The sequence below is a fragment of the Rhodanobacter sp. UC4448_H15 genome, from assembly GCF_052978265.1.
The window spans coordinates 3,423,932-3,439,125 of the sequence record NZ_CM129665.1; the positions used below are offsets into that span (position 1 = coordinate 3,423,932).

Here is a 15,194-nt window from a genome sequence, read left to right on the forward strand (position 1 = left end):
ACGGATGATACGCGTCGACGCCGCACCGACGCATCGGGCCGGCCGCATTGGGCTAAACTTGCACGCCTGTATCCCGCAGCGCCGCACGGAGTTCCCATGGCAACCTCAACGACCCGACGCCTGGTCATCTTCCTGGGCCTGGCCCTGGTGATGGGCGTCACCCGCTTCCACCCCTCGCTGCTGCATCATGCGTTGTGGGACGCTTCGTGGGGCGTGTTTTTCCTCGCCGGCTTCTGGTTGCGCGGCCAGGGCCGCTGGGCCTTCCCGCTGCTGATGGCGGAAGCCGTGCTGGTGGATTACCTCGTGATCAGCGGCCAGGGCATCGACTTCTGGAGCCATTACTGCGTGTCCCCGGCCTACTGGTTCCTGCTGCCGTCCTACGGTGCGCTGTGGCTGGGTGGCAGCTGGCTGGCGAAACACCAGCAGGGCCTGAACCTGCGTACGCTGGGCCTCGCGGCCGGCACGCTGCTGGTGGCCGAGGGCGTCTGCTACCTGATCTCCAACGGCAGCTTCTACTGGCTCAGCGCCAGCGTTCCCGCGCCGCGCAGCCTCGGTGCGTGGTTCGGCAACCTTGGCGACTGGTACCTGCCGTTCCTCACCGGCACCGCCGTCTACGTGGGGCTGGGTGCGCTGCTGCATGCGCTGGCAACCCAGCTGACGCACGCCGCGCCGCGCAGCAACCACGCCAGGCACTGACGTGGGCAACCGCCTCTCGCGGATCTACACGCGCACCGGCGACGATGGGTCGACTGGCCTCGGCGACGGCTCGCGCGTCGGCAAGGATTCGCCGCGGGTCAACGCCTACGGCACGGTCGACGAGCTCAACAGCACGATCGGCATGCTGCTGGCCGCCGATGGCGTCACCGACGAGGTGCGCGAGGTACTGACCCAGGTGCAGCATGACCTGTTCGACCTCGGCGGCGAGCTGTGCATCCCCGGTATGGCGATGGTCAACGACAGCGACATCGAACGGCTCGAGCACATCCTCGACCGGCTCAACGAGCCGCTGCCGCCGCTGAAGGAGTTCATCCTGCCCGGTGGCGGCATGGCCGCGGCCTGCGGCCACCTGGCGCGCACCGTGTGCCGCCGCGCCGAGCGCGAGGTGATCGCGCTGGCGCGGGTGGAGGATATCCGCACCCAGCCGCAGCGCTACCTCAACCGGCTGTCGGACCTGTTGTTCGTGATCTCGCGGGTGCTGGCGCGCGCCAGCGGCCATGGCGAAGTGCTGTGGCAGCACGAGCGCCGCCCCAAGCCCAAACCCTCCGCCTGAGCTGCCGCATGCTGCGGCTGTACACCCATTCCGCCTGCCTGCGGCACGATCCGGGGCCGGGCCACGTGGAACGGCCGGCGCGACTGCATGCGGTATTGCAGGCGCTGGATCACGACCGCTACGCCGCGCTCGACCGTGTCGAGGCACCGCCGGCCACCCGCGAACAGCTGCTGCGCGTGCACGACGCGGGACACATCGGCGAAGTCCTGCTCGGCGCGCCGGCGGGCGAAATGCTGGCGCTGGACCAGGACACCGTGATGGGCCCCGGCTCGACCGAGGCGGCCCTGCACGCCGCGGGCGCCGTGGTGGCGGCGGTCGATGCGGTGCTCGGCGGCAGCGCGCAACGCGCTTTCTGCGCGGTGCGCCCGCCCGGCCACCACGCCACGCGCGAGCGGGCGATGGGCTTCTGCCTGTTCGACAACGTCGCGGTGGGCGCCGCCCACGCGCTGGCCGCGCACGGGCTCAAGCGGGTCGCCATCGCCGATTTCGACGTGCACCACGGCAACGGCACGCAGGACATCTTCGAACGCGAGCCGCGCGTGCTGTTCGCCTCCAGCCACCAGTCGCCGCTGTACCCGGACAGCGGCCACGAGGACGAGCGCGGCTGCGGCAACATCGTCAACGGCGTGTTGTCGCCCGGCGCCGGCTCGCATGAATTCCGCGAACTGTGGGATGCCGTGCTGCTGCCGCGCCTGCACGCGTTCCGGCCGCAATTGCTGCTGATCTCGGCCGGCTTCGACGCCCACGCCAACGACCCCCTGGCCGACATCCGGCTGAGCGAGGAAGACTACGCCTGGCTCACCGAGCGGCTGGTCGCGCTGGCCCGCCGCCATGCCGAGGGGCGCATCGTCTCCACCCTCGAAGGCGGCTACGACCTCGCCGCCCTGGCCGCCAGCGCCGCCGCCCACGTGCAGGCCCTGATGGAGTGAATCGGCGCCCGCAGCCAAGCCCGCGCTGAACGCGCGGACGCATCGGAGGGGGCGTTTCTGCTAACTTGACCAGCCTTCGAGGTCGGCAGGTTCCATCGTGACATCAACGTTTCCTCCACGTCGCCTGCTGGCAGTCGCCGCCGCGCTGGCGCTCTTCGGCGGCCAGCTTCCCGCCGCCTCCGCCGCCCCGGCGGCACGCAAGGCGCCGGACCCGGCCGACCAGAGTTGCCCGCTGGGTTCGTTCCACTGCGCACCGCGCCCGCTCAACTACGCGATGTGCCGGCCCAACGCGCTGCTGGAGTTCTACGATCCGACGCTGAGCCGGGACAGCAGCCAGCGCGCGACCGCACCGGCGCACGTCACCGCGCAGCACGTGGACAGCTCCGACCAGTCGGTCTACCACCTCTCCGGCGACGTGCTGCTGCAGCGCGCCGACCAGCAGCTGCAGGCCGATACGCTCGACTACAACGACTCGACCACCGACTACGATGCGCGCGGCAACGTGCGTTACCAGGAGGCCGGGCAACTGCTCGCCGCCTCGCACCTGCGCGGCAACACCAATGCCAGCCGCGGTGTGGCCGACGACGTGCGCTACCAGATGCTGGAATCGCGCGGCAATGGCGTGGCGCGCCAGGGACACATGCTGGATGCCGAGCGCACCCGCTATTCCATGGCCACGTATTCCACCTGCGATGTCGGCCACCACGTGTGGGAGTTCCGCGCCAAGTCGATCAGCATCGACAAGGCCAGCGGCGTGGGCGTGGCGCGCGATGCCACCATGCGCATCGGCAAGGTGCCGTTCCTGTACCTGCCGTACTTCACTTTCCCCACCGACGACCGGCGCAAGAGCGGCTTCCTCTACCCCACGCTGGGCAACACCAGCCGCGCGGGTTTCCAGCTCAGCACGCCCTACTACTTCAACCTGGCGCCGAACTACGACGCCACGCTGGACCCGCGCTACTACAGCCGCCGCGGCCCGCTGCTGGCGGGCGAGTTCCGCTACCTGGTGCCCGGCAGCAGCGGGCAGCTCAACGTGGAGTACGTGCCCGAGGACCGCGGCAAGAGCGACGGCCTGGCCGACACCACCGGCAAGTCGCGCCACCTGGTGTCCTTCTCCGACCGCACCGCCCTGTGGGACGGCTGGCGCTTCACCGGGACGTACAACCACGTATCCGACGCCAGCTACCTGTACGACTACGGCAATGCGATGTCGCACAGCCCGGTGTACAGCCTGCGCTCCGGTGCGGCGATCAGCGGCGGCGGCAAGTGGTGGGACGCCTCCTTCGGCGCCACCACCTACCAGAACACCAACCCGTTCGCGACCGACTCCGCGCTGCCTTACCGGCAGCTGCCGTATGCACTGTTCAGCGCGGAAGTGCCGCTGTCGCGCTGGCTGCAGGCCGGCGTGGACACCAGCGCGGTGATGTTCCGCAAGCCCGGCTACGTCGAGGGACAGCGCGAGGACCTTTACCCCTACCTCGCGGCCGATTTCGGCAGTGCCGCGTGGTTCGTGCGGCCGCGCCTGGCCTGGCGCTACACCGCCTACCAGCTCAGCGACGGCTACCAGGACTACGGGCGATTCGGGCGGCTCAGCGGCACGGCAGTGTCGCCATTCACCGAGCAGTCGCCGACCCGCTCGCTGCCGATCGTCAGCCTCGACTCGGGATTGATGTTCGACCGCAGCACCTCGCTGTTCGGCACGCACTACACGCAGACGCTGGAACCGCGCCTGTACTACCTCTACGTGCCGTACCGCGACCAGGACAACCTGCCGCTGTTCGACACCAACCTGATGTCGTTCGACTACTGGCAACTGTTCTCGACCAACCAGTTCTCCGGCGCCGACCGCCAGATGGACGCGAACAACGTCACCGCGGCGCTGACCACGCGCCTGCTGGACGACGATGGCGTCGAGCGGCTGTCGGCCAGCATCGGCCAGATCCGCTACCTCAGCCGGCAACGCGTGCTGGGCACCGACTGGACCGGCTCGGCCTACGTGGCCCAGCTCGACCTGCAATTGAACGACCGCTGGCGGGTGAACAGTTCCTGGCAGTGGAGCCCGAACAGCCGCGCCGTGGAGGCGGCCACGTTCGGTCTGCAGCGCCGCCTCGGCGATGCGGGCATCGTCAACCTCGCCTACCACTATCGGCGCGGCCGGCTGGAACAATACAGCGCCTCGGCGGTCTATCCGCTGTCGGACAGGTGGCGGTTGTTCGGCGCCTGGGCGTTTGCCCCGGCGATCGACACCACCTACAAGCTCCCCAGCGGCACCGTCGACGCGATGCTTGGCGTGGAGTACGACAGCTGTTGCGTCACCCTGCGGCTGGTCGACCGCAATTACGTCAACCAGTCCTACTACGGCACCACGTCGCCACCTTCCGGAAGCAACCTCAATCGGCGCGACAACGCGATCATGTTCGAAATCGTATTCAAGGGGCTGGGCTCGACCGGCGGCCAGATCGAACCGCTGCTGCGCCGTGATATTCTCGGCTATCAATAATCCATCGCCTCGGCGATCCAGGCTTTTTTCTCGATGAAGCAATTCCTTGCATCCCTCCTGCTCGCCTTGGCGATCGCCGTGCCTGCCCATGCGCAGTTGCTGCAGTCGGCCGCACCGGCGAACCAGTCGCTCGATCGCATCGTCGCGGTGGTCAACGACGACGTCATCCTGCAGAGCGAGCTGGACGACGCGGTGCGCACGATCCAGCAGCAGTACGCCGGCCGCGGGCAACTGCCGCCGATGGACGTGGTGACGCGGCAGGTGCTGAACCGGCTGATCCTGATGCGCCTGCAGGTGCAGCGCGCGCATGAACAAGGCATCTCGGTGTCCAGCGCCGACGTCGACCGCGCGGTCCAGGGGGTGGCGCAGCAGAACCGGCTCACCCCCGAGCAGTTGCGCGCGGCGGTCGAGCAGCAGGGCGGCAGCTTCGCCGCATTCCGCAAGGAACTGAGCGACCAGATCACCGTGCAGCGGCTGCACCAGAACGTGGTGCAAAGCTCGGTCTCGGTGACCGACAGCGAGATCGACAACCTGCTCGACAGCCCCACCTACAAGGCCGGCGAAGTGCACCTGGCGCACATCCAGGTGAGCATCCCCGGTGGCGCGGACGCCGCGGCGATCCAGGCCAGCCAGGCCAAGGCCGAGCAGGCCGCCGCCGCCGTCCAGGGCGGCATGGATTTCGGCGCCGCCGCGATCCGCTACTCCGACGCTTCCGATGCACTGGAAGGCGGCGACCTCGGCTGGCGGCGCATGGACGAGATTCCACCGGCGTTCGCCGACACGGTCGTCACGATGAAGCCGGGCCAGGTCAGCCAGATCCTGCGCGGCCCGACCGGCTTCCACATCCTCAAGCTCGTCGACCAGCGCAAGGGCGACCGCAAGATCGTCACCGAGTACCACGCGCGGCAGATCCTGATCAAGCCGAGCGAGCTGCTGAGCTCCGCCCAGGCACAGCAGAAGGCGCAGGACCTGTACCACCGCATCGTCGACAAGCACGAGGACTTCGCCGCGCTGGCGAAGGAGTTCTCCAAGGACGACACCACCGCCAACATCGGCGGCGACATGGGCTGGTTCCAGCCCTCGGCGTGGGGCGCGACGATCGCCGCCAAGCTGGCCTCGCTGAAGGACGGCCAGGTATCCGAGCCGTTCCAGAGTGAAGCCGGCTGGCATCTGCTGCAGCGCCTGGGTACGCGCCAGAGCGACCAGACCGTGGAGATCGAGCGCAACCAGGCGCGCCAGGCCATCGGCAACCGCAAGGCCGAGCAGGTCTACGACGACTACCTGCGCGACCTGCGTTCCAACGCCTACATCGAAATCCTCGTGCCGTCCCTGCGCGAGCCCGAGCAGGCGCCCGCCGACGGCGCCGCACCCCAGGCCAGCTGAGCGCGATGGCGCTCACCCGGCTGGCCGTCACCGCGGGCGAGCCGGCCGGCGTCGGTGCGGAGCTGCTGGTGCGGCTGGCCGGCACGTCGCTGGCGGCAAGCCTCGTCGCGATCACCGACCGCCACCTGCTCGAGCGCGCGGCGACACGCTGCGGCATGCACCTCGAATTGATCGACGACGACGGCGCACCGGCAGACTCCCGCGCCGCCGGCGCGCTGCGCGTGCGTCACGTGCCGCTGGCGACGAGGGAAGTGCCCGGCCACCCCGACCCGCGCAACGCGAGCCACGTGCTGGCCACCCTGGCCGAGGCCGCCGACGGCTGCATGGCCGGCCGTTATGCCGCGGTGGTCACCGCGCCACTGCAGAAGTCCTCGATCAACGATGCCGGCGTCGCCTTCCGCGGACACACCGAATTCTTCGCCGAACGCGCGGGCGCCGAGGTGGTGATGATGCTGGCCAGCCCGCAGCTGCGCGTGGCGCTGGCCACCACCCACCTGCCGCTGTCGGCCGTACCGGCGGCGATCACGCCCGCATTGCTGACCCGCGTGCTGCGCATCGTGGACGCCGAACTGCGCGGCAAGTTCGGCATCGACCAGCCACGCATCGCCGTGCTCGGACTCAATCCGCATGCCGGCGAGGGCGGCCACCTGGGCCGGGAAGAAATCGATACGCTGATCCCCGTGCTGGACGTCTTGCGCGGCGAGGGCATGCAGCTGCTCGGCCCGCTGCCCGCCGACACCGCCTTCGTGCCGGCGCAACGCACGCATTACGACGCGGTGCTGGCGATGTACCACGACCAGGCCTTGCCGGTGCTGAAGAGCGAAGCGTTCGATCGCACCGTGAACGTCACCCTGGGCCTGCCCTTCATCCGCACCTCGGTGGACCACGGCACCGCGCTGGATCTGGCCGGCACCGGCCGCGCCGATCCGTCCAGCCTGATCGCCGCAGCCAACCTCGCCATGACGCTGGTGGCGCGAAGGCGAGGAGTGAGTGGAGAGGAGTGAGGAGCGAGAGAGCCGCTCGCGCACTCATCTCCCCGACCTTCCACACACTCACTCCTCACTCCTCATTTCTCACTGCTCGCTCTGCCCCATGACCGCACGCCCCAAGAAAAGCTTCGGCCAGCACTTCCTGCACGACCGCCAATGCATCGAGCGCATCGTCGCGGCGATCGCACCGCGCGACGACGATTTCCTGGTCGAGATCGGCCCGGGCGAAGGCGCCCTGACGCTGCCCCTGCTGGGCGCGGCAGGCAAGCTCACGGCGATCGAGCTGGACACGGACCTGATCCCCGCCCTGCGTGCGCGCGCCGCCACGGTCGGTGCGCTGCACGTCCTGCACGCCGACGTGCTGAAGGTCGACTTCACCGCGATGGCGCACAGTCACGGCGTGCCGCGGTTGCGGCTGGCCGGCAACCTGCCCTACTACATCTCCAGCCCGATCCTGTTCCACTGCGTCGAGCACGCGGCGGCGATCGAGGACATGCACTTCATGCTGCAGAAGGAAGTCGTCGACAGGATGGCTGCCGCACCGGGCAGCAAAGTGTACGGCCGGTTGTCGGTCATGCTGCAGCTGGCGTGCCGGGTGGAACCGCTGTTCGACGTGCCGCCGGAGTCGTTCCGGCCGCCGCCGAAGGTCGACTCCGCCGTAGTGCGACTGCAGCCGCTGTCGCCGGAACAACGGCACGACGCCGACCCGCCGCAACTCTATGCCGTGGTGAAGGCGGCGTTCGCGCAACGGCGCAAGACGCTGTCCAACGCACTCAAGCAGGTGATGGACAGCGACGCGATCCGGCGCGCCGACGTGGACCCGCGCGCACGCGCCGAGACGCTGTCGCCGGCGGATTTCGTGCGCCTGGCCAAGGTCGTTCCGCCGGCGCAGTGAAGCCGTCGCGCACGCGCCGCCCCATTGGCGAGCGCAGGCCTTACAATCCGGGCATGACCGAACAATCCCCCTACACGATCGACGTGCAGGTGCAAACCCGCTTCGTTCCCGACCAGTCCAGGCCCGGGGACAACCGTTACGTTTTCGCCTACACCATCACCTTGCGCAACGCCGGCCAGCTGCCGGCGCGCCTGCTCGCGCGGCGCTGGCAGATCACCGACGCGAACGGCAAGGTCGAGGAAGTGAGCGGCGACGGCGTGGTCGGCGAACAGCCGTGGATGCGCCCCGGCGAGGATTTCGAATACACCTCCGGCGCGGTGCTGGAGACGCCGGTGGGCATCATGGGCGGCAGCTACCAGATGCTCGCCGACGACGGCACCGAGTTCGAGGCGCCGATCCCGACCTTCACCCTGTCCATCCCGCGTACGCTGCACTGATGGCCCGGGACTGACATGGCTACGTACGCCATCGGCGACGTGCAGGGCTGCTATCCCGAATTGCAACGCCTGCTGGAGAAACTGCGCTTCGACCCCGCGCGTGACCAGCTGTGGTTCTGCGGCGACCTGGTCAACCGCGGCGGGCAGTCGCTGGAAACACTGCGACTGATCCACGACCTGCGCGACTCGTGCGTTGTCACGCTGGGCAACCACGACCTCAGCCTGCTGGCGATCGCGCAGCGCAAGCCGGAGGCGCAGGCGCGGGTGAACCCCGAACTGCGCGAGGTGCTGTTTGCCGACGATGCACCGGTGCTGTTCGAATGGCTGCGCTCGCAGAAGCTGATGCACCACGACGAACAGCTCGACTGGGCGATGGTGCATGCCGGCCTCGCACCGGTGTGGACGCTGCGCCAGGCATTGCGTGCCGCCCAGGAGGTCGAGCGCGAGCTGTCCAGTCCGCGCCACCCGCGCCTGCTGCGCAACCTGTTCGGCAATCGTCCCGCGCAGTGGTCGAGCCGGCTGCAGGGCCAGGACCGTTACCGCGCCACCATCAACACCATGACGCGCATGCGCTACTGCGACGTCAACGGGCGCATCGACTTCGACGCCAAGGGCATCCCCGGCACGCAGAAGCCCGGCCTGTACCCGTGGTTTGCCGTGCCCGGCATGCGTCGACGCGACGTGCGTATCGTCTGCGGCCACTGGTCGGCGCTGGGCCGATTCGACGGACTGGGCGTGCACGCGATCGACACCGGCTGCGTCTGGGGCGGCAAGCTCACCGCACTGCAACTGGACGGCGAGGGGACGCACTACATCACCGTCAACGCCGAGCCGCATCGCAAGCGGCCGCCAGGCGGCGAGGACTGAAAGGCGAGGAGTGAGTGGAGAGGAGTGAGGAGTGAGAGCGGGCCGGACAGCTTTCTCTCACTCCTCACTCCTCTCCACTCACTCCTGCTTTCTGTCTCAGCTCAGCTGTCCGTGACAATGCTTGTACTTCTTGCCGGAGCCGCAGGGGCATGGCTCGTTGCGGCCGACCTTGGGGCCGGCATGCTGCACCGGTTGTGCGGCCAGGTGGGCACCGTCTTCCGGGGCCGCGCCGGCACTGCCGAACGCATCGGGCGGCGCGCCGCCGCCGGTGGCGAGCATCTGCTTCTGCAGGCGCTCGGCCATGCGCTGCTGCTCGGCCTCCATCGCGGCGACTTCCTCCTCGCTGCGGATGCGGATGCGCGCAAGCATCTGCACCACCTCGGACTTGATCCGCGCCAGCATGTCGGAGAACAGCTTGAACGCCTCGCGCTTGAACGCCTGCTTCGGGTCCTGCTGCGCGTAGCCCACCAGCGAGATGCCCTGGCGCAGGTAATCCATGCTGGAAAGATGGTCCTTCCAGGCGTTGTCGACCACGGTCAGCATCACGTGCTTTTCGAGCTGGCGCATGGTCTCGGCCCCGATCTGCGCCTCCTTGCCGTGGAACAGCTCGGCGACCGCCTCGTCCACGTGCTTGCGGATCATCTCGGCGTCGATCTCGCTCTGCTGCTCGACCCAGTGCTTGAGGTCGAGCGACAGGTTGAACTGGCTCTCCAGCTCGCGATCCAGGCCGGCGATATCCCACTGCTCGTCGATGGTCTGCGGCGGCACGTAGGTCTGAACCAGGGTCTGCACCACATCCTCGCGGATGTCGGCGACGGTGGCCGCGACCTCCTCGCCCTCCAGCAATTCGTCACGCTGGGTGTAGATCACCTTGCGCTGGTCGTTGGCGACGTCGTCGAACTCCAGCAGGTGCTTGCGGATGTCGAAGTTGTGCTGCTCGACCTTGCGCTGGGCCTTCTCGATCTGCCGGCTGATCATGCGATCTTCCAGCGCGTCGTCGTCCTTCATGCCGAAGCGCTTCATCCAGCGCACCAGGCCTTCGCCGCCGAAGATGCGCAGCAGGTTGTCCTCCAGCGACAGGTAGAAGCGCGAGGAGCCCGGGTCGCCCTGGCGGCCGGAGCGGCCGCGCAGCTGGTTGTCGATGCGCCGCGATTCGTGCCGCTCGGTGCCGATGATGTGCAGGCCGCCGGCGGCCAGCACCTGCTCGTGCCGCTTCTTCCACTCGGCCTTGACGCGCGCGCGGTCCACCTCGCTGGCGCCTTCGGGCAGTTCGGCCAGCGCGGCCTCGAGACTGCCGCCGAGCACGATGTCGGTACCGCGGCCGGCCATGTTGGTGGCGATGGTGACCTGGCCGGGCGCGCCGGCCTGCGCCACGATGTGCGCCTCGCGCTCGTGATGCTTGGCGTTGAGCACCTCGTGCGCCACGCCCGCCTTCTTCAGCAACCCGGACAGCAGCTCGGACACCTCGATCGAGGTGGTGCCGACCAGCACCGGCTGGCCGCGCTTGTGGCAGTCCTTGATGTCCTCGATCACCGAGTTGTACTTCGGTGTCTGCGACAGGAAGATCATGTCCGGGTTGTCCTTGCGGATCATCGGCTTGTGGGTGGGGATCACCACCACCTCCAGGCCGTAGATGCTCTGGAACTCGAACGCCTCGGTATCGGCCGTGCCGGTCATGCCGGCCAGCTTCTTGTACATGCGGAACAGGTTCTGGAACGTCACCGTGGCCAGCGTCTGGTTCTCGCGCTGGATCGGCACGCCCTCCTTCGCCTCGACCGCCTGGTGCAGGCCGTCGGACCAGCGTCGGCCGGCCAGGGTACGGCCAGTGAACTCGTCGACGATGATCACTTCGCCATCGCGCACGATGTAGTCGACGTCGCGCTGATAGATGCCGTTGGCGCGCAGGGCGGCGTTGAGATGATGAACCACCGCGAGATTCTTGGAGTCGTACAGGCCGCTGTCCTGGTCGATCACGCCGGCCTCGCGCAGCAGCTCGTCCGCGTGCTGCATGCCGGCCTCGGACAGATGCACCTGCTTCTGCTTCTCGTCGACCCAGTAGTCGCCCTCGCTGTCTTCCTCGGCCTGGCGGATCATCCGCGGCACGATCTTGTTGACGGCGATGTACAACTGCGGGGAATCCTCCGCCGGGCCGGAGATGATCAGGGGCGTGCGCGCCTCGTCGATCAGGATCGAGTCGACCTCGTCAACGATGGCGTAATGCAGGCCGCGCTGGTAGCGCTGCTCCTTGCTGAGCGCCATGTTGTCGCGCAGGTAGTCGAAGCCGAACTCGTTGTTGGTGCCGTAAGTGATGTCGGCCGCATACGCCGCGTGCTTGTCGGCGTGGTCCATGCCCGGGTACACCACGTCGACGGTCAGGTCGAGGAAGTTGTACAGCTTGCTCATCTGCGCCGAGTCGCGCCGCGCCAGGTAGTCGTTGACGGTGACCACGTGCACGCCTTTGCCCGCGATCGCGTTGAGGTATACCGGCAGCGTCGCCACCAGGGTCTTGCCTTCGCCAGTGCGCATCTCGGCGATCTTGCCCTGGTGCAGCACCATGCCACCGATCAACTGCACGTCGTACGGACGCATGCCCAGGGTGCGGCGCGAGGCCTCGCGGGCCACCGCGAAGGCTTCCGGCAGCAGCTTGTCCAGTGATTCGCCGGCGGCGTAACGCTGCTTGAACTCGGCAGTCTTGCCGCGCAACGCGGCATCGTCCAGTTTCTCCATCTCCGGTTCCAGCGCATTGATGCGATGGACCGTACGTGAAAGCTGACGCAGCACACGCTCGTTGCGGCTGCCAAACAGACTCGTCAGGGCACGATTGAACATCGATTTTCCGGTTGGGGGAACAAGACGCCCGCTGCACGCGCGAGCCAATCGGGCATGTTACTACATGCCCGGTACGGCTCACCCGCTCTGGCGGGATGGAGGTGCCCGCGCCGCGCGGGAACGCCGGCGAACCGTCAGGAACTGGCGGCTGCCGGGACCGGATTCAAGGGATCAGGGCATCCCTAGCGGTGGCTGCGCACGAACGCCAGCGGGTTGACCACGCGATCGTGGTACCAGACCTCGAAATGCACGTGCGAGCCGGTGGAGCGGCCGGTGGAGCCGGCCTGCGCGATCACGTCGCCGACCTGCACATGCTGGCCGGGATGCACGTCCAGCTTGCTGTTGTGGGCGTAGCGGGTCATGTAGCCGTTGCCGTGGTCGATCTCGACCACGTTGCCGTAGCCGCGACGCACGCCGGCGAAGGTCACCATGCCTTCGGCCACGGCATGCACCGGCGTGCCGAACGGCGTGGCGATGTCGATGCCGGTGTGCCGCGCCGACTGGCCGTCGAACGGGTCGGGACGCACGCCGAAATAGGATGAGATGTAGCCATGCACGGGCATGCCGGTGGGCTTCAGGTTCGACTCGATGCGGGCATCGAGCAACAGGCTCTGCAGCGCCGACAACTGCGCCTGCTGGACGTTGAACTGGCCGGTGAGGCGGTCGATGCCGACCTCCAGCGAGGGCGGCATGGCGTAACCGGTGCTGCTGGTGTCCTCGACACCACCGACGGCGGGCGGCTGGTCGAAGTTGAACTCGCCGCTGTCGAGCTTGCCCACCTGCACCAGGCGCTCACCGAGCGCGTTCAGGCGGGTCGACTGCGCCTGCAGCTGGCCCAGCTTGAGCGCCAGGGCGTCCAGGCTGCGCTGCGCATCCGCGCGCACGCCGCCGAGTTCGGCGTTCTGCCGGCGGATCTGCTGCTGCAGGTCGTGGATCTGGCTCAGCGCGCGGTCGCGCGGGCTGGCGATGGCGAGGGTCAGCGCGCCGCCCAGGGCCAGGCAGCCCAACACGCCCAGCGACAACATCGAGAACAGCTTCCAGCGCACCCGCCGGCTGGCCAGATCCAGGGTTTTAGGCAGCTTGCGGGCACGTGAGACGAGTATGATCTGCATGTCTTTCCAAAATCGAATGTCGGCACCATGCACCGCGCGGAACCCGCCACTTCCCGTCGCCGCGACAACGGACCGAAATCCCTTGCCGATTGCGGCTCCTTCGCGTCGCTGGCCCGAAAGGCCGACGCGCTGGAAGCGCTGGACCGCGCACTGCGCCAGACGTTGCCATCGCCGCTGCGCGAACAGGTCAGATTCGCCAATCTGCGCAACAACCGCCTCGTCTTCCTGGCGTCTTCACCGGCCTGGGCGTCACGCCTGCGCTTGATGCAGGCACAGATCCTTGCCTCCGCAAGCGCCGTCGGCGCCTGCGCCAGTTCAGTCACCGTGAAAGTGGCTCCCCAACCACCGGCCGTTACCGTGCCGGAGCAGTCAAAACCGCTTTCGCCAGCCGCGGCCGCCCACCTCAGGGCTGCCGCTGCCTCGTCCACAGACCCCGAATGGCGGGATCTGTTCCTTCAGCTGGCGTCCTTCGCCGAAACCGCTGATTCCCCCGAGAAACCCTCGTACTGAAGGGCGTTCCTGCGAGACGCGCCGCGTCTTGCCGCCGCGGCCGAACCCGCGAGAGCTGCGTTTATACCACGTGAAGAGTTAATGAAAAGTCCAGCCCTCGCCGGGCTGTGACCCAACCCGCGCGGCGAGTGTGTCGCGGTCAACAAAAATGGCCGGATCTTGCGATCCGGCCATTCGGGTGGGCAGTGCCGGAACAGGCCGGCGTGGTTTCGGGTGTCAGATCGCCTGGGCCGGGTGGGCGTAGGAGATCGGCGACACCGCCGGATCCTCGTGGTAGCTGACCTCTTCCCACGCCGAGGCATCGGCGATCAGGGCGCGCAGCAGCTTGTTGTTCAACTCGTGGCCCGACTTGTGCGCGTGATAGGCGCCGATCAGGCTGTGGCCGAGCAGGTACAGGTCGCCGATGGCGTCCAGGATCTTGTGCTTGACGAACTCGTCCTCGTAACGCAGGCCGTCCTCGTTGAGCACGCGGTAGTCGTCGAGCACCACGGCGTTGTCCATCGAGCCGCCCAGCGCCAGGTTGTGCTCGCGCAGCATCTCGATGTCACGCATGAAACCGAAGGTGCGCGCGCGGCTGACTTCCTTGACGAAAGAGGTGGTGGAGAAGTCGATCTCGGCGCGCGAGGTGCGCTTGGAGATGATCGGGTGGTTGAAGTCGATCGAGAAGCCCACCTTGAAGCCTTCGAACGGCTCGAAGCTGGCCCACTTGTCGCCTTCCTGCACCTTGATCGGCTTCTTGATGCGGATGAAGCGCTTGGCCACCGGCTGCTCCTCGATGCCGGCGGACTGCAGCAGGAACACGAACGGTCCCGCACTGCCATCCATGATCGGCACTTCCGGCGCCGACAGGTCGACGTAGGCGTTGTCGATGCCGAGCCCGGCCATCGCCGACAACAGGTGTTCGACGGTGGCCACGCGCACTTCACCATTCATGAGCGTGGTGGACAGGCGTGTGTCGCCGACGTTGTCCTGGCGTGCGCGGATGTCCACCGGCGGATCGAGATCCGTCCGACGGAAAACGATGCCCGTGTTCGGCGCGGCGGGACGCAAGGTCATGTAGACCTTGTCGCCCGTGTGCAAGCCGACACCGGTCGCCCGGATGATGTTTTTAAGCGTACGCTGCTTGATCATTATTGTTGGGACCCGTGGAGGCAGCAGCCAATCAGGAGCGGATGCTAACACAGTTTTAACCTGGGATAAAAGCAAACCGCACCGTACAGTCTGGTTAAGCCTTCATCTTTCTTTCATCCTTGGGAACTGGCGCACATTTGGCGCCCGCCAGCGCCGAAAGATAAGGAGCGAAGCCCGGGCCTGGGACGGGAATCCGGCCCGGGACATCGCTTCGGCACCGCGGCGACAAATCCGCGGCCCTGCCCCGCGCGCCCATCCCGGCGCACGGCATCGGGTGCCAACCAACCGCCGTCGCCGCAGCCATCGTCGCGCCATCGCGGACCTTGCAAACGGCCTGCCGCA

Annotated in this window: 13 protein-coding genes; 10 read left to right on the forward strand and 3 right to left on the reverse strand. The window is 67.7% G+C overall.

Annotated features, from left to right (window positions below; all coding sequences use genetic code 11):
• The first annotated feature begins 96 nt into the window (after positions 1 to 96).
• The 9 genes from ACVCMI_RS15830 (at position 97) to ACVCMI_RS15870 (ending at position 9,270) form a co-directional block, all read left to right on the forward strand.
• Positions 97 to 696 (forward strand): hypothetical protein, encoded by a 600-nt coding sequence (locus ACVCMI_RS15830; RefSeq protein WP_395120082.1) that lies wholly within the window; start codon positions 97 to 99, stop codon positions 694 to 696.
• A 1-nt stretch (position 697) separates the two neighbouring features.
• Entirely contained in the window at positions 698 to 1,270 is a 573-nt protein-coding gene (locus ACVCMI_RS15835) for a cob(I)yrinic acid a,c-diamide adenosyltransferase (protein ID WP_395120083.1), read from the forward strand.
• Between the two features lie 8 nt (positions 1,271 to 1,278).
• Positions 1,279 to 2,199, forward strand: a complete 921-nt coding sequence (locus ACVCMI_RS15840) for a histone deacetylase family protein (RefSeq protein ID WP_395120084.1) — start codon at positions 1,279 to 1,281, stop codon at positions 2,197 to 2,199.
• A 97-nt stretch (positions 2,200 to 2,296) separates the two neighbouring features.
• Positions 2,297 to 4,699 carry an LPS-assembly protein LptD gene (locus tag ACVCMI_RS15845; protein ID WP_447098164.1) on the forward strand — a complete coding sequence of 801 codons (2,403 nt, stop codon included), beginning with the start codon at positions 2,297 to 2,299 and terminating at the stop codon, positions 4,697 to 4,699.
• 33 nt (positions 4,700 to 4,732) lie between these two features.
• Positions 4,733 to 6,082 carry a peptidylprolyl isomerase gene (locus tag ACVCMI_RS15850; protein WP_447098163.1) on the forward strand — a complete coding sequence of 450 codons (1,350 nt, stop codon included), beginning with the start codon at positions 4,733 to 4,735 and terminating at the stop codon, positions 6,080 to 6,082.
• Between the two features lie 5 nt (positions 6,083 to 6,087).
• Positions 6,088 to 7,086: a 4-hydroxythreonine-4-phosphate dehydrogenase PdxA gene (gene pdxA / locus ACVCMI_RS15855; protein ID WP_447098162.1), complete on the forward strand. Its 999-nt coding sequence runs from the start codon at positions 6,088 to 6,090 to the stop codon at positions 7,084 to 7,086.
• Between the two features lie 88 nt (positions 7,087 to 7,174).
• Positions 7,175 to 7,966 carry a 16S rRNA (adenine(1518)-N(6)/adenine(1519)-N(6))-dimethyltransferase RsmA gene (rsmA, locus tag ACVCMI_RS15860; protein WP_447098161.1) on the forward strand — a complete coding sequence of 264 codons (792 nt, stop codon included), beginning with the start codon at positions 7,175 to 7,177 and terminating at the stop codon, positions 7,964 to 7,966.
• A 53-nt stretch (positions 7,967 to 8,019) separates the two neighbouring features.
• On the forward strand, positions 8,020 to 8,403 hold the full coding sequence (gene apaG, locus ACVCMI_RS15865; RefSeq protein ID WP_395120089.1) for a Co2+/Mg2+ efflux protein ApaG: 384 nt from the start codon (positions 8,020 to 8,022) through the stop codon (positions 8,401 to 8,403).
• A 15-nt stretch (positions 8,404 to 8,418) separates the two neighbouring features.
• On the forward strand, positions 8,419 to 9,270 hold the full coding sequence (locus tag ACVCMI_RS15870; RefSeq protein ID WP_447098160.1) for a symmetrical bis(5'-nucleosyl)-tetraphosphatase: 852 nt from the start codon (positions 8,419 to 8,421) through the stop codon (positions 9,268 to 9,270).
• A gap of 96 nt (positions 9,271 to 9,366) precedes the next feature.
• On the opposite strand, the gene secA is transcribed toward ACVCMI_RS15870, so the two are convergent.
• Both secA and ACVCMI_RS15880 read right to left on the reverse strand, forming a co-directional pair.
• Positions 9,367 to 12,099, reverse strand: coding sequence for a preprotein translocase subunit SecA (gene secA, locus ACVCMI_RS15875; RefSeq protein WP_447098159.1), 2,733 nt, complete (start codon positions 12,097 to 12,099; stop codon positions 9,367 to 9,369).
• Positions 12,100 to 12,281: 182 nt separating this feature from the next.
• On the reverse strand, positions 12,282 to 13,211 hold the full coding sequence (locus ACVCMI_RS15880) for a peptidoglycan DD-metalloendopeptidase family protein (RefSeq protein WP_447098158.1): 930 nt from the start codon (positions 13,209 to 13,211) through the stop codon (positions 12,282 to 12,284).
• Positions 13,212 to 13,238: 27 nt separating this feature from the next.
• Here ACVCMI_RS15880 and ACVCMI_RS15885 point away from each other — a divergent pair, with 27 nt between their 5' ends.
• Positions 13,239 to 13,721 carry a DciA family protein gene (locus tag ACVCMI_RS15885; RefSeq protein ID WP_447098157.1) on the forward strand — a complete coding sequence of 161 codons (483 nt, stop codon included), beginning with the start codon at positions 13,239 to 13,241 and terminating at the stop codon, positions 13,719 to 13,721.
• Positions 13,722 to 13,937: 216 nt separating this feature from the next.
• Here ACVCMI_RS15885 and lpxC read toward each other — a convergent pair whose 3' ends face one another.
• Entirely contained in the window at positions 13,938 to 14,852 is a 915-nt protein-coding gene (lpxC, locus tag ACVCMI_RS15890) for a UDP-3-O-acyl-N-acetylglucosamine deacetylase (protein ID WP_395120094.1), read from the reverse strand.
• Positions 14,853 to 15,194: the final 342 nt, after the last annotated feature.